This is a genomic window from Thiocapsa sp., from assembly GCF_018399035.1.
In the GTDB taxonomy this organism is placed as follows: Bacteria; Pseudomonadota; Gammaproteobacteria; order Chromatiales; family Chromatiaceae; genus Thiocapsa.
The window spans coordinates 3,960,356-3,974,583 of record NZ_CP073760.1 but is presented as its reverse complement, the minus strand read 5'-3'; the positions used below and the strand labels follow the sequence as shown (position 1 = coordinate 3,974,583).

The following is a 14,228-nucleotide window of genomic DNA, read 5'->3' as shown; positions in this document are numbered from 1 at the left end:
TTGGAGCCATCGATGACGAAATCCGATCACTGGATTGAAACGGTCGCGGACGATCCCGATCATCCGCGGCCGCTCGGTGGAATCATGTTTCGAACCCTTTTCGACGCCATCCCGTCATCGATCCTGGTGGTGGACGGTCGTCTGCGTATCGTGATGGCCAACCGCAATTTTTTGCGAAAAGGCAATCGCACCGACGCGGAGACCATCGGTCGGCGTTTCGAGGAGGTCTTTCCTGCGGCGATCGTCGAGCGGACCGATATCCTCGACTGCGTACGACGTGTCTTCGTGAACAGCGAGCAGAGCGCCTCCCGGCGGATTACCTTCCGTGCCCCGGGGATGGCCATGCGGACCTATTATTTTCGGGCGTTGCCGTTGCCGGCGAAGGGCAAGGTCGCGCATGCCATGTTTCTGATGGAGGACATCACCGAGCAGGAGCGTCTCAGCAAGGATATCCAGCGTGTCGAGCGTCATCTCGCCAGCGTGGTCGAGAGTGCGAGCGATATCCTGGTCTCCACCGACACCGACGGGCGTATCCTCAGTTGGAATCGCGCGGCCGCACGCTTGACCGGCTACCCGGCGGACGTCGTGATGCACCGCGGATTCTCGGAGCTCTTTCCGGAGACGGAACGCCCGGAGGTCGAGATGGCCTTGTCCCGGGCGACGGTGTTGCCGGGCAGTCTGAACGAGGAGTGGACGCTGAGCACGGCATCGGGTGAGGGGCTCGCCGTATCCTGGACCATCGCGCCCATGTCGAGCGAGGACGGAACCCTGATCGGGATGGTTGCGGCGGGTCGTGATCTGACCGAGCGCTACCGGATGCAGTCCGAGCTGCTGCGGTCCCAGAAGCTGGCGGCACTGGGCGTGATGGCGGGCGGGATCGCCCATGAGATCCGCAACCCGCTGGCGGTCTGCTCCTCGGCGGCCCAGTTTCTGCTTGACGACTCCTTGGAGCCGGAGCTGCAACGCGAATGTGTCGAGAAGACGATCGCAGGTGTCGGCAAGGCATCCGAGATCATCGAGAATCTCCTGCGCTTTGCGCGCCCTTGCGCCGTGGAGAAGATGACCCTGGTGGAGCCGCTTGCCCTGCTGAAGCAGGCCCTTTCGGTCGTGAGCCATCAGGCGCAGATCGCGCGTATCGAGGTCGAGATGCAGGTCGGCGATCGGCCGTTGTGGGCGCGCGGTGTGCCGAGTCTGCTCGAGCAGGCGTTCATCAATCTCTTTCTCAATGCCATTGCGGCCATGCCTGCGGGCGGCCGGCTCACCATCGAGGTCGACCAAGACGGCGACGAGGTTTCGGTGCTTCTCAGCGACACCGGGGTCGGCATCCACGCGGCGGACCTCCTCAGGATCTTCGATCCCTTCTATACTCGCTCGCCGATCGGGCAGGGCACCGGGCTCGGTCTGTCCATCTGCTATTCGATCATTGAGCAGCATCGCGGACGGATCGACGTGCAAAGCGAGGTCGGCGTCGGAACCTGTTTCCACGTCCGCCTGCCCTTGGCGGAACCGCCGTGCAGTGATGAGGCGTAAGCCCGGCCCTGCCGTGATGGACGGGCAGCCCCCGACCTTCCTCACCGTCGACGACGAGCCTGCGATCAACTGGATCCTCGGGCGTCTGATCGCATGCAGAGGTTTCCCCGTCGATCACGCGCTCAGCGGGCGAGAGGCGATCAAGCTGTGTCGTCGCAACCGCTATCGGGTCGTCTTCGTCGATGCCAAGCTCCCGGATATCCTCGGCACGACCCTGGCCTGTCAGCTCCGGCAGCACTTGGAAGAACCGGTGATCGTGATGATCTCGGGGTATTTCTTTGCCGACGGTCCGACGGTCGAAGAGTTGATTCGGACCGACATGATCCAACACTTCGTCGCCAAGCCGTTTCTGCATCGCGACATCCTCGACATCATCGATCGCATCGCCTTGTCGTGGCCCCGCGTATAAAAAACCCGGCCACGTCGCCAGCGATTTGAATCCTGCCTCATCGATTCGTTGAAGCCCGCGATTCATCACGGAAAGAATCGCGAACCTGTGGCTCTTAAACCGCGTCCAGAGCGAGATGCTCACTTTCGAGTGAGCTCGAAGTTTGGTGAATCCACGACCTTTAGCGGGGGACGCGGTTTAAAATTTTATATTTTTTAATACTTTAAACCGCGCCGGCTCCAGCGGTTCTGAAATCCGCCGGGGCCGATCCCATCCAAAAACATCGCATACCGCACTGGGCGCGGTTTAAACAGACGCAGTCGCCGTCATGATTCCTGTTGATAATTCGCAATCCCTTGATCTCGATTGATAATTCGCACCCTCGAAATGCTTGGTGTGGCGCATCCTGTCTATGGAGCAGCCGCCATGACTATGGTCTCTGCTCCATACTTTTATTGCTTCAATCGAGCGAATGACCAAATGCGCAGCCAATCAAAACGAGCAACCCATTGCTTTTCAAGTCTATAAATAATCTGCGTTGGCCTTGGGAATTCTGGCATGGCGTATGCTCTATAATAATCAAGCAACCCGATAGGCAGGACGCCTAACGAGGAGTCGCAAGGATCATCGAGGGTATCCGATGACTGAGCGACTTCGTTGGGGCCGGGGTAAAGGGAGCTCGGGATTCGACCCAGGCCTGCCGGGTTCGCTTACAACGCACATCAGTGTATTCGTCCAGACTCTTTTATTAGGACTGAGATCATGGCAAAAGTAGCAAACTCCACCGACTCCTCCAGTCTCGCCGAAGTCGTTGACCGGATCCTCGACAAGGGCATCGTGATCGACGCGTGGGTGAAGGTCTCCCTGGTCGGCATCGAGCTGTTGGCGATTGAAGCCCGTGTGGTGATCGCCTCCGTCGAAACCTACCTCAAGTATGCAGAGGCCATCGGCCTCACCGCTCCGGCAGCTGCTCCGGCTTGATTTAGGGGCTAGCACCTCGGGAGATGCCGCTCTCATGCTCGGGGAATCGCCCGAGGCGGCATCTCCCGCCGGGTCAGGCGGCCGTCCACGCCGAGCCCGGTCGTCGGGTTGCGCGGTGACCCGCTTGCTCGGGGTCGGATTCCGCAACCTGATACAAGGAGCATACCATGGGCCAATTTACCGAAGACATGGGGCGGCTGCGCGACGAGATCGCATCGGACCGCACCAACCGTCATACCCTGATCGCCGAGACTCGCGAGGAGATTTCGGCCAGCGCACTCGCCTTCATGACCGACCTGAAGGACAGCGTCGAGACACTCCAGAGCCGGTTCCGCGCGGATTTCGCCGAGATGGCGCAGTCCAACCGGGCGGACCGCAACGCCTTCATGACCCATCTAGGCACCGATGTCGCCAATCTCCGTGTCGAGGCCGCCGCGCAGCGCGAAGCGGGTCGCCGGGCCTTCATCGAGTCGGCCGCCGAGGCGCGTGCGGAACGGGCCAGTCAAAATGCCGCGATGCGCGAGGATGTTGCGCAACTGCAGGATGGTTTCCGCCGTACCAGAGGCGAGATGGCCACCGAGGTACGGGCTGCCGGAGAGGCCTTCGTGTCCGACATCGTCGATGCCGTCACGGGACTCAGGCGCGACACCATTCAACTGGTCGATGATCTAAGTCGCGAACGCGCCTCCGCGCGCGAGGCTTGGCGTGGCGGCATGCCGAAGGCCCCGCCGCCGCCTGCCCCCGTGGTCCGTCCGAAGGCGCCGGCCAAGCCGATGGCCAAGGCGGCGCAGCAGCCGGGCGACCCCGTCGAGTCGATGGCCAAGCCGCAGGACAAGCCGGCTAGCCGGAGCCGAAAACGGCTCGGGCCAGGGACGAGGGATCCAAGACGGACTGACCCGGCACGACCGGGCGAGCCTCTGTGAATCCACCACTGCACGGGGTCCGGGAGGCCCCGTGCCCAATCGATGCCAGGACAAGACACATGAGCGCCCAACCCCTGCAAGATGCCAGCGAGGTCTCCGCCTTGAACAACGACAACGTGCAACCCGAGGCGAGCGAGACCTTCGTTTGCACCCCGTCGGTCGAAGCGCTCGCGGAGCGGGCATCCGCCTATCTGCAGGCCGGCTACCCCGTCCATCTCGCAGGCCCCGCGGGAACAGGCAAGACCACCTTGGCCTTCCATGCCGCGGCGAAGCGCGGCCGTCCGGTCAAGCTCATTCACGGCAACGACGAGCTGGGGCTCTCCGATCTGGTCGGCCAGGACAACGGCTACCGGCGCAACACCCTGGTCGACAATTACATTCACTCCGTGGTCAAGACCCAGGAGGAGGTTCGAACCTTCTGGATCGACAACCGGGTGACGACCGCTTGCCTCAACGGCGAGACCCTGATCTACGACGAGTTCAACCGGTCCCGCCCGGAGGTCAACAACCTCTTTCTGAGTATCCTCGGCGAGGGCATCCTGAATCTCCCCAACCGTCGCCAGCAAGGCGCCGGATATCTCGAGGTCCATCCTGAGTTTCGGGTCATCTTCACTTCCAATCCGGAGGAGTATGCGGGTACGCACAAGACCCAAGATGCCCTGATGGACCGGATGATCACCATGAAGATCAGTCACTACGACCGCGAGACCGAGATCCAGGTCACCAGAGCCAAATCGGGTCTGCCGCTGAGCGAGGTCGCCATCGTGGTCGATATCGTCCGCGAGCTGCGCGGGCAGAGCGTCAACCATCATCGCCCGACCTTGCGCGCCTGCATCGCCATCGCGCGCATCATGGCGGATCGCAAGATCAGCGCCCGCTCGAGCAACAGCTTTTTCCGCGACATCTGCCGCGACATCCTCGATATGGACTCGGCCAAGGTCCGCCGCGACGGCAATGCCTTGAGCGAATCGCCGGTCGACGACGTCGTCGCCACCATCAGCGGCCGGTCGCGCCGACCCAAGATCGTCGCGCCCAAGGGCCTCGACAAGGAGGCTTGAGATGTCCAAGTTCACCCAGCCCTCGCGCAGCGTGCGGGACATCAAGACCCTCGCGGGCATGGCCGACGATGTGCGTGCCCCGCACAAGCTGTACATGCGTCTGTTCGCGCTCGAGACCGAGCGCCACCGGCGGCTCCAGGAGCGCGCCAGTGCCATGCTGAGAGTCGACACCATCGATGCGCGTTGCGCCGAGATCGGCGCGGAGATGGAGCAACTGCTGCAGATCCTCGGCGTGGAAGCCGTTGCGCCGGGAGATCTTCCGGGTAATGCTCGGGCGGGTTCCGGCCGCGGCTCGACGCCGCCGTCTGCTCAAGCACGGGGCAAACGCATCGGCGTGGGGCGCCAGGGCACCTCGGGTGCAACCTCGGTCGACGAGACCGTTAAGATCCGCTATTGAGTCGACCAGCTTAAGAGTGCACCACATGAATATCCGCTGTATGTCCTGCGGCCATTCGATCGAGCTCGGCAGCGCCTACGAGACCTATCAGGGCCCCCTGCGATGCGTCGTTTGCAAGACGCTGATGACTGTTCGCATCGAGGAGGGGCAACTGCGGTCGATGGCGCCGGCCGATACGCTCGTCGTGCCCGAACCACCGCAACCGATCGTCGCCAATCCCAACTGAGCCCGGGTGGGGCCGCCCGCCGACACCTGAGCGAGAGATCCAACGATGCAACAGGTAAGCCAACAGACTACCGCAATGGGTCGGTACATCTACGCGATCATTTCCGATCGGGGCGAGCAGTCCTTGGGGCGGATCGGGCTCGACGAGAACGAGGTCTACACCGTCGGAAACGGGTATGTCGCCGCGGTCGTGAGCGATCTCTCGGGCGGGCGCATCCGTCCCCAGCGGCGTAACATGGCCGCGCATCAGGAGGTACTCAAACACCTGCTGCGCGAGGTCACCCCCTTGCCCGCGGCCTTCGGTTTGCTGGCCGACGACGAGGCCGCGATCATCCGCATCCTGAAGGACAACCAAGACGCTTTTCTGAGTCAGCTCAAACGGGTGGATGGCGGACTGGAGATGGGGCTGCGCATGTCCTGGGACGTCCCCAACATCTTCGAGTATTTCGTCGGCGCACATCCGGAGCTGCAGGAGCTGCGGGACGATTTCTTCCGCGACGGGGGCAACCTGCCCCAGGATCAGATGATCACGCTCGGGCGAAGCTTCGAACGTCTCCTGGAGCAGGATCGCGAGGAGTACACGGAGCAGGTCGAGTCCGTCATGCGCCGTTGCTGCCGCGAGATCAAGCGCAATAAGTGCCGCACCGAGAAGGAGGTCATGCATCTGGCCTGTCTCGTCGATCGCGACGCCGCCGGGCGCTTCGAGCAGGCCGTCCTTGACGCCGCGCGTCCCTTCGACAACAACTACGCCTTCGATTTCAACGGACCTTGGGCGCCCCACAACTTCGTCGAGATGGACATCCAGGTCTGACGGCGTAATCTGTTCTGCAATTGGGGTCGCAGCGGTGCCGATGGTGCAACGGTGGTCCCCTCGGAGGTAAACCGTGTTGATCGTCGACGATCTTCTAGCTGCGCCCATCAAGGGAATCATCTGGATCTTCGAGGAGATCCATAAGTCCGCGACCGCGGAGCAGCGTGCGCGTCGCGACGAGATCATGGCCGCCTTGAGCGACCTTTATCGCGCCTTGGAGCAAGGCGAGATCACGGACGACACCTTCGATACCCGCGAGCAGGCCCTGCTCGACGAGCTCGATGCCCTGGATGCCCGGGAGGATGTCGAGGATCTCGATGCCGATGCGGAGCTCGACACCGATGCGAAAGGGCTCGATGCCGGAGTTCCGGGCAAGGGCGACGCATCATGATGCTCGCGATCGGCGAACAGCAGGACTTCACGGACGAGATCCAAAGGGTCTCGCTGTGCGAGGCGCTCGATCGCATCCTGAACAAGGGCGCGGTGGTCTCCGGCGAGCTGACCATTGCCGTCGCAAATGTCGACCTCTTGTATCTCAGCCTGCAACTGGTCATCACCTCGGTCGAGACGGCGAAGCGGGAGATGCTCCATGTCCGACACTGAAGCCGGCAAGGTCCCAAGCGGTGCGACGTCGGCGGCACCCGACACGGCGACCCTGCAGCAGGCCAACCTGCTGGCGGACCTTCTGGAGACCAAGGTGGCCGCCGCCGGCCGGCGCATCGATATCGATCCGGAACGTGTGCAGCGGGGGCTGGGTCAATTGGTCTTGACCGTCGTGAAGCTGCTTCATGTGCTGCTCGAGCGCCAAGCGATTCGCCGTGTCGACGGCGGCGATCTGGACGAGGATGAGATCGAGCAGCTGGGGCTCGCCTTGATGCGTCAGTCCGAGGAGATCGACCGTCTGCGCCGTCTCCTCGGACTCGAGGAGCAGGACTTGAATCTCGATCTGGGTCCGCTCGGCAAGCTCTTTTGAGGATGTAAGAATGTCCGTTCAGCGCGCTACACTCACCCATTCAACCAACAGCACCAGCGTTGCGGATCTGTTGGAACGTGTCCTGGACAAAGGGATCGTGATCGCCGGGGACATCCGTATCAAGCTGGTGGACATCGAGCTGCTCACGATCCAGCTGCGGCTGGTCATCTGCTCGGTCGACAAGGCCCGCGAGATGGGCATCGACTGGTGGTCCGACAACGCCATGTTCAAGGGGCTCTCGTCCCAAGCATCCGCCGCGTCGCTGCCCGACGCCGCGGCGACGCCGGGCATCGAAGACCGCCTCGCACGCTTGGAGTCCATCTTGGTCAAGCAGGCCGCGGCGGCCGAGGCCGTCATCTGAGGGAGCGCGCGCCATCATGTCCGATCCAGTCGAGCGCACCGAGACTCTTCAGATCGTTCCGGGCTCGACCCGGACGCTCGTCTACTGTCCCGTGATCCACAGCCTGGTGGACCTCGGAGCGCTCGGCACGCCGGTGCAGTCGGCTACCCGGACCGCCTTCGGCGCCGAGGCATGGCGGCGACGGGTGCACACGGTTGAGCAGATGTGGACCGAGATCGAGCGATTGATCGAGGGCATGGACCTGGATCCGACCCGGACCCGGGTCTACCAGGACGGATCAACGAAACCCTGCAAGCCGGCGAGGTCGGCATCCTCTTCCTCGGCATGCTGCATGACGTCACGCCCTGGCTTGCGTCGGACATCCGGGTCGCCTATCCGCTCGGAACACCGGTGGGATCGGACGGAGTCGCCGAGTCCGAGACTTGAGGGCATCCGGTAGACGCCGCGTCCCGCGCAGCGACAGGCGTGACCGGGCATTCGATAACCCCCAACTCGAGAGGTCAGGAACCATGAGCAACAGCAAAGGCCGGGACGGCTCCGTCGAAGGTTTCCTCGGGGGGCTCGCCAATCTGGTCGAAAAGCTCGGCGATCTCGCCGAGAAGGGCGAGCAGCTCAAGCGCTCGGGCAACTTCGACGTCCAGAGCGGAGGCAACAACTTCAAAGGGGTCTACGGCTTTACCGTACGCACCGGTCTCGGCGGAGATCGCGACGAGGTCAAGGTCGAGCCCTTCGGCAACATCAAGCGCGACGCGACGACCGGACACGCCGTGGTCCAGGAGGTCCGCGAGCCCGTCATCGACATCTTCGACGAGCCGGACGAGGTGATCCTGGTTGCCGAGATGCCCGGGGTTTCGAGCCCCGATGTTCTGGTGGAGCTCGCCGACGACATCCTCACCCTGCGTGCCGGGGAAGGCGAACGCTCCTATTACAAAGAGGTCATGCTGCCTGCGCATTGCGTCGACAATGCCGCGACCATCTCCTGCAACAACGGCGTGATCGAGATCCACTGTCCGAAGGTTGCCGCGGAACATACGGAAACCAAGGACGAGTAGCGCTATGAGCGAATCCAATGAGCTGAGGCTCAAGGTCTCGGAGGCCCTGAGCAAGGATGTGGGGCGTGCCTTCGCGCGGATGGATCCGGCCGACATGGCTCGGCTGGGCGTCGCGATCGGCGACATCGTCGAGGTCGAAGGCAAGCGTCCCGCGGTCTGCAAGGTCTTGCCGGCCTTCAAGGACATCCGCGGTCTGGGACGGGTGCAGCTGGACGGCATCAGTCGGGACAATGCGGGCGCCGGCCTGGACGAATTCGTTGTCCTGCGCGTGAGCGCATACGCCCCGGCGGACACCATTACGCTGGCGCCGACGACGGTGACCCCCACCGATCGCGATCTGCCCTATATCGGCAGTCTGCTCGACGGACTGCCGGTCCGCGAGGGCGACCGCGTGCGCGTGACCCTGTTCGGGAGCCGCTCGACCGATTTTCGCGTCGTGGCGACCGCTCCGCGCGGCACCGTGATCATCAACCCCACGACGCGGCTCACGATCAGCGGACCCAAGGGGCAAAAGGCGTCGGCGAGCACGGGTGCGCACAACCCGATCTCCTACGAGGACATCGGGGGTCTCAAGCCCCAACTTCAGCGCATTCGCGAGATGATCGAGCTGCCGCTGCGCCATCCCGAGCTCTTCGAGCGGCTCGGCATCGATGCCCCTAAGGGCGTCCTGATGCGCGGACCACCGGGATGCGGCAAGACCCTGATCGCCCGCACCATCGCGGACGAGGCGGAGGCCAACTTCTTTGCCGTGAGCGGACCGGAGGTCATCCACAAGTTCTACGGGGAGAGCGAGGCGCATCTGCGCAAGATCTTCGAGGAGGCGTCGGCCAAGGGGCCGAGCATCATCTTCCTGGACGAGATCGATGCCATCGCGCCGCGCCGCGAGGCACCCTCGGCGAGGTGGAAAAGCGTGTGGTCGCCCAGTTGCTCGCCCTGATGGACGGGCTCAGCCAGCGGCGCAACGTCATCGTCATCGCGGCGACCAATCTGCCGAACATGATCGACCCGGCCCTGCGTCGCCCCGGACGCTTCGACCGCGAGATCGAGATCCCCATCCCGGACCGGGACGGACGCCTCGAGATCCTGGAGATCCACAGCCGCGGCATGCCGCTGGCCGAGGACGTCTCCATGCGCCATCTGGCGGATGTCACCCACGGCTTCGTCGGGGCGGACCTGCAGGGGTTGTGCCGCGAGGCCGCCATGCTCTGTCTCAGGCGTCTCATGCCCGAGCTGGACCTGACCCTCGGGACCGTCCCGTACGAGCGTTTGGCGACCCTCGAGATCCACAATGGCGATTTTCTCGCCGCCCTGCACGATGTGGAGCCGTCCGCCGTGCGGGAGTTCTTCGTCGAGATCCCGGACGTCACCTGGGATGACGTGGGTGGCCTGCACGAGACCAAGGATCGGCTCAAAGAGGCGGTGGCCTGGCCGCTCAAGTATCCGGAGCTGTTCGAGCAGGCCGGTGTCCGTCCGCCCAAAGGCATCCTGCTCGACGGGCCGCCCGGATGCGGCAAGACCATGCTGGCCAAGGCGGTGGCCAGCGAGACGAAGGTCAACGTCATCTCGGTGAAGGGACCGGCACTCATGTCCAAGTATGTGGGCGAGTCCGAGCGCGGCGTTCGCGAGATCTTCCACAAGGCCCGCCAGGCCGCGCCCTGCATCATGTTCTTCGACGAGATCGATGCACTGGTACCGGCACGCGGCGGGAGCGCCAGCGACAATCATGTCGGCGAACGGGTCCTGAGCCAGTTTCTGGCCGAGATGGACGGCATCGAGGATCTGCGCGGTGTTCTGGTGTTGGGGGCGACCAACCGGGCGGATATGCTCGACCCGGCGATCCTGCGCCCCGGCCGTTTCGATCAGGTGATCCGCATCCCGCTCCCGGACGACGAGAGCCGGCAGGAGATCTTCAAGGTCCATCTGCGCGGCAAGCCATTGGGCGAAGCCATCGATGTCGATGCGCTGGTCAAAGACAGTGCCGGCTTCAGCGGTGCGGAGGTCTCCGCGGTCTGCAACCGGGCGGCCTTGGCGGCGGTGCGGCGGGCCGTATCGTCCCTGGACGGGCCGCCGGATTCCGCGCGGACGGAGCACATCGAGGTCCGTATCGAGATGTCCGATCTGACGGATGCGCTGAGCAGCATGCGCCTTTAAACCGCGCCAAACGCGGTATGCGATGTTTTTGGATGGGGTCGGCCCCGGCAGACTTGACGACCGTTGGAGTCGGCGCGGTTTAAGATATTGAACAACAGGGCGTAGGTTGTGCCGAGCCGTGCGAGGCACAACCAACCGTCGGAGCAAGTTGTGCTTCCTATCGTCAGCACAACCTACGTGTATGGACTTTTCCGGAATTCGCCAAGTGGGTGGAGGATGGGTTTCGCTGCGCTCTACCCATCCTACGCGATCGGGTTTGGTTGACGGGGATGGTTTCCGGCAGCTCGGTTTGTTCAGCGCATTCGAAAGGGTGTGTCGCTGATGTGCTCGACCGACGGACAACGGCGATAGAAGTCACGCTGATCGCTTCCGCCGGCGTACACCCATGCCGTCAGTCCGTGCGTGACGGCGAACTGCACCGCTTCCTCGATCAAGGCCCGCCCCAACCCGTAGCGACGCCATTCAGGCGCGACGAAGACGCTCAGATGCGCATTGCGCGGTCGCTCGCAAAACGGTTTGAACCAACGCACCAAGCTCCAGCCGAGGATCTCGAATTCCGAGCGCGCCAAGAAGTGCGGCGCCTGCTTCGGATGCTCGCGAAGAACGGCAAGCGCGATCCTCGCCGGCCAATGCCGGGGCACCGCCACCTTCCGCCGTCCCGACGGGCGTGCCCTGCATGTGCGCAAGGCCACCCAACCCGAACCGGCGCAGCTGGCGATCATCCGGGCACTGGGCAGCGACCCCACCCCGGGAGGTGTGCATAAAATGATTGTCTGATCCCGCATCCCGAAGAAGGGCATGTGTGTAGTGCCACTCACCCACTTCGTTCGGCGTAAGCCAATGAAAGTAAAGGAGTCTTGTGATGGGGTGTTAAACTTGGGCTAAACCGCCCCGGACGGCGTGCGTGCGATCAAAGGATGGCTCGCGGTCCCTGTCCGGTTCCCGATGGACCCGTCTGGATCCCGGCATTAGGCGTAGGTGCGAATTGATTTGTACGATCCGTCGACCGCCGAAGCCTGGATCACCGTATGTCTCCCGGTTGATCCTTGCTCAGATACGCCTCTTCCTCCGGCGTGAGATCCACCTCGTCGAAGCCGTTGATCATCGGCATCACATGCTCGCGGAAGGAGTGCCCGATGGTGAGCATATAGACATGGATGAGCACGAACGCCAGGATCATGAAGGCCGCCGCCGTGTGCACCATCGCCACGCCGCTGAGCCATTGCGTGGCATGGGGTAGGTCGCGCCACGCGAAATAGAAGAGATAGGCGAGCCCGGTGATCCAGATCGCCGGAAACAGCACGATCTTGAGCATGAGGTAGGCCAGCGCCTGCAAGGGGTTGTGCTTGCGCCAATAGGCCTTGCGGTAGGGGTGGCGTTCGCCCTTGAAGATGCCGTAGCTGTAGAAGCGCAGCACACCCCACATCCCCGCCGCGGAGGGGATGAAGTGGCGCCAGGTGCGCGTCGTAAAGAGCCAGAAGATACTGAAGATCCAAAGCAGGAGCAGCGCGACGGCGGCCAAGGTATGCAGGGTGACGGCGTTTTCGAAGGTGAAGACATTATGGAATCCGTGCAGCCCGAAACCCGTGATCAAGAGTGTGACGATGAGCAGCATCTGGGACCAGTGCCAGAAGCGCTCGAACAGGCTGAAGATCTTGACGCGGCGTGTGGCCATCAGTGGTGCTCTCCCTTGGAACCATGGGACGGCGAGAAGAAGCGAACCAGACCGTGGATGAGGATGCCGCCCAAGGTGCCGGCGACCAGAAGCGTCCCGATGATGTCCAGCCAGCGGTTACGGTCCCGGCCCGGAATGTAGACGCCCTCGACCGAGGCCAACCGGCTGCCGGTCGGGGTATGACAATCGCCGCAACCCAGCGCCTGCTCCTTGGGTGCGACCATGTGGGTGATCGGCCACCATGAGATGGTCTGGATGAAGCCGAACTCACCTGAATAGGGCAGCCCGAAGTCGGCCATGCCCCTGGCGATCGACTTGCCCATGTCGTAGTTGCCCCAGTAGGCGGCATCGTCCTCGCCCCACAAATGGGTGTAGACCAATGTGCCGTTGCCTTTGTCGTAGGGCTGCCAAGTCAGCATGCGTTTGAAGGGCCAAATCCGGGATTTCGGATCCTCGCGCGAGCCGGTGAAACCATTGATCTCGATGGACTCGGCCCGGGGGTCGAATGTGGTGTCGATGGTGGTGTAGAGCATCTGCCCATCGAACCAGCCATAGCTGGGGGGGAAGTTTTCGTCGAAGGCGAAATCGCCCTTGATCGACTTGTAGGTGTAACGGTGGTCGCCGTTGCCCTGGATGTAGCCTTCCTCGTGATAGCCCTCGCCGTCTCGGGTTTTGCCGGCGGTGCGCCAATCCCAACTCACGGCGGTTGCGACACCGCCGCGCGCGATCTCGGGGATGTGGCAGGTCTGGCAGGCGATGCTCTGCACGTGATCGTTGAGCTTGAAGGCCGCGAGCGAATCCACAGGATGAGGCGAGAGGCCGTGACACGACTCGCAGGTGGCGACGTCGCTGCGCTGGCCCGGCTTGCCCGTGCCCTCGGTGTCTTTGGCGATGACTTGGTAGCGGCTGCCGGCCCAGACATGGCGCTTGGTGACGTGGCAGGCGGTGCAGGCGAAGTTGAGACCGTCGACACCCATGTGAACGTCGAGTGTCCTCGGCGGGTTCGTCAGGGCCGTGGAGAGGTCGCCGTGTTTGACATTGTCGCCGCCGCCGCCGTTGAAGTGGCAGGCCCCGCAGTTGGCGCGTTGCGGGAGGCCCACGCTCCGTGCGACCGCGGCCAGGTCGATCGGGGGCTTGCCCTCGAACATGACCGAGCAGGCCGCATTGCCGTCGCTGTTCGGCGTTTTGTAATAGGTGCCGGTGGTTTCGTGGCAGACCAGACAGTCGATGTTGGTCTCGTCGGTGAAGTCGAAGCTCTCGTCCTTCCAACCGTAGCCGGCATGACACTGGGCGCACATCCCTTCGTTGCCGCGGGAGTTGGTGCAGAAGTTGTTGATGAGATAGCGCTTTCCGAGCTGTTGGCCGGTCTCCTCGTTGGTGTAGGACCAGGTCCAGTGGATGTTGCGCATGAAGTGATCGCCGGCCTCGGTGTGGCAGCCGAGACAGGCGACCGTGACCTCGGGCCCGGAGCTGAACGGCCCTCTGAGCTGGTCGAACTTGGTGTGATCGGCGGTGCCGCCCTGCAGCGGGCCGGAGACCTGGGGAGGCTGAACGTCCGCGGCGGGCGGCGTCGGCCAGGTGTCCCGAGCGCCGGAGCTTGCGCTGAAGAGTGCAATTAAAAGAAAGCCGGCGATGGCGCCGATCGAGGCTCGCATGATGTGGCTCCGGAAGGTGAGCTGGGGCCGAGTCTGTGCCCGGTCGTG

General features: G+C 63.3%; 18 protein-coding genes and 1 pseudogene. 16 read left to right on the top strand and 3 right to left on the bottom strand.

Features of this window, described 5'->3' with window-relative positions; all coding sequences use genetic code 11:
* Nucleotides 1-12: 12 nt before the first annotated feature.
* The 16 genes and pseudogenes from KFB96_RS18115 to KFB96_RS26950 all read left to right on the top strand — a co-directional run bounded on the left by KFB96_RS18115 (nucleotide 13) and on the right by KFB96_RS26950 (nucleotide 10,850).
* Complete coding sequence (locus KFB96_RS18115; protein ID WP_300970436.1) at nucleotides 13-1,530, top strand: PAS domain-containing protein; 1,518 nt, start codon at nucleotides 13-15, stop codon at nucleotides 1,528-1,530.
* Nucleotides 1,520-1,939: a response regulator gene (locus tag KFB96_RS18110; RefSeq protein ID WP_213460251.1), complete on the top strand. Its 420-nt coding sequence runs from the start codon at nucleotides 1,520-1,522 to the stop codon at nucleotides 1,937-1,939. The genes KFB96_RS18115 and KFB96_RS18110 overlap by 11 nt, the downstream gene beginning before the upstream one ends.
* Before the next feature lie 741 nt (nucleotides 1,940-2,680).
* Complete coding sequence (gene gvpA / locus KFB96_RS18105; protein WP_120798278.1) at nucleotides 2,681-2,899, top strand: gas vesicle structural protein GvpA; 219 nt, start codon at nucleotides 2,681-2,683, stop codon at nucleotides 2,897-2,899.
* Between the two features lie 167 nt (nucleotides 2,900-3,066).
* Complete coding sequence (locus KFB96_RS18100; RefSeq protein WP_213501471.1) at nucleotides 3,067-3,822, top strand: hypothetical protein; 756 nt, start codon at nucleotides 3,067-3,069, stop codon at nucleotides 3,820-3,822.
* 59 nt (nucleotides 3,823-3,881) lie between these two features.
* Complete coding sequence (gvpN, locus tag KFB96_RS18095) at nucleotides 3,882-4,880, top strand: gas vesicle protein GvpN (protein WP_213459623.1); 999 nt, start codon at nucleotides 3,882-3,884, stop codon at nucleotides 4,878-4,880.
* A 1-nt stretch (nucleotide 4,881) separates the two neighbouring features.
* Nucleotides 4,882-5,277 (top strand): hypothetical protein, encoded by a 396-nt coding sequence (locus KFB96_RS18090; RefSeq protein WP_213460246.1) that lies wholly within the window; start codon nucleotides 4,882-4,884, stop codon nucleotides 5,275-5,277.
* A gap of 25 nt (nucleotides 5,278-5,302) precedes the next feature.
* A complete protein-coding gene (locus KFB96_RS18085; protein ID WP_213460244.1) occupies nucleotides 5,303-5,503 on the top strand; it encodes a hypothetical protein in 201 nt (66 codons plus the stop codon).
* Nucleotides 5,504-5,548: 45 nt separating this feature from the next.
* Complete coding sequence (locus tag KFB96_RS18080) at nucleotides 5,549-6,313, top strand: GvpL/GvpF family gas vesicle protein (protein WP_213459617.1); 765 nt, start codon at nucleotides 5,549-5,551, stop codon at nucleotides 6,311-6,313.
* 73 nt (nucleotides 6,314-6,386) lie between these two features.
* Nucleotides 6,387-6,704, top strand: a complete 318-nt coding sequence (locus KFB96_RS18075) for a gas vesicle protein GvpG (RefSeq protein ID WP_213460242.1) — start codon at nucleotides 6,387-6,389, stop codon at nucleotides 6,702-6,704.
* Complete coding sequence (locus KFB96_RS18070; RefSeq protein ID WP_213459613.1) at nucleotides 6,701-6,916, top strand: gas vesicle protein; 216 nt, start codon at nucleotides 6,701-6,703, stop codon at nucleotides 6,914-6,916. The genes KFB96_RS18075 and KFB96_RS18070 overlap by 4 nt, the downstream gene beginning before the upstream one ends.
* Complete coding sequence (locus tag KFB96_RS18065) at nucleotides 6,903-7,286, top strand: gas vesicle protein K (RefSeq protein WP_213460240.1); 384 nt, start codon at nucleotides 6,903-6,905, stop codon at nucleotides 7,284-7,286. Before KFB96_RS18070 ends, KFB96_RS18065 begins: the two co-directional genes overlap by 14 nt.
* 10 nt (nucleotides 7,287-7,296) lie before the next feature.
* The gene (locus KFB96_RS18060; protein WP_213459609.1) at nucleotides 7,297-7,647 is read left to right on the top strand and encodes a gas vesicle protein; all 351 of its coding nucleotides are present in this window, start codon (nucleotides 7,297-7,299) and stop codon (nucleotides 7,645-7,647) included.
* A gap of 204 nt (nucleotides 7,648-7,851) precedes the next feature.
* Nucleotides 7,852-8,073 (top strand): hypothetical protein, encoded by a 222-nt coding sequence (locus KFB96_RS18055; RefSeq protein ID WP_213460238.1) that lies wholly within the window; start codon nucleotides 7,852-7,854, stop codon nucleotides 8,071-8,073.
* Nucleotides 8,074-8,156: 83 nt separating this feature from the next.
* A complete protein-coding gene (locus KFB96_RS18050; protein ID WP_213459605.1) occupies nucleotides 8,157-8,699 on the top strand; it encodes a gas vesicle protein GvpH in 543 nt (180 codons plus the stop codon).
* 4 nt (nucleotides 8,700-8,703) lie between these two features.
* Nucleotides 8,704-9,936: pseudogene (locus tag KFB96_RS26955) on the top strand (AAA family ATPase); the annotation flags it as partial.
* A 281-nt stretch (nucleotides 9,937-10,217) separates the two neighbouring features.
* Entirely contained in the window at nucleotides 10,218-10,850 is a 633-nt protein-coding gene (locus KFB96_RS26950) for an AAA family ATPase (RefSeq protein ID WP_300971725.1), read from the top strand.
* Between the two features lie 293 nt (nucleotides 10,851-11,143).
* Here the strand turns inward: KFB96_RS26950 and KFB96_RS18040 are convergent, their stop codons facing one another.
* The 3 genes from KFB96_RS18040 to KFB96_RS18030 all read right to left on the bottom strand — a co-directional run bounded on the left by KFB96_RS18040 (nucleotide 11,144) and on the right by KFB96_RS18030 (nucleotide 14,180).
* Entirely contained in the window at nucleotides 11,144-11,491 is a 348-nt protein-coding gene (locus tag KFB96_RS18040) for a GNAT family N-acetyltransferase (RefSeq protein ID WP_213460232.1), read from the bottom strand.
* 380 nt (nucleotides 11,492-11,871) lie between these two features.
* The gene (locus KFB96_RS18035; protein ID WP_213460230.1) at nucleotides 11,872-12,525 is read right to left on the bottom strand and encodes a cytochrome b/b6 domain-containing protein; all 654 of its coding nucleotides are present in this window, start codon (nucleotides 12,523-12,525) and stop codon (nucleotides 11,872-11,874) included.
* On the bottom strand, nucleotides 12,525-14,180 hold the full coding sequence (locus KFB96_RS18030) for a tetrathionate reductase family octaheme c-type cytochrome (protein ID WP_213460228.1): 1,656 nt from the start codon (nucleotides 14,178-14,180) through the stop codon (nucleotides 12,525-12,527). The genes KFB96_RS18035 and KFB96_RS18030 overlap by 1 nt, the downstream gene beginning before the upstream one ends.
* Between the last annotated feature and the right edge of the window lie 48 nt (nucleotides 14,181-14,228).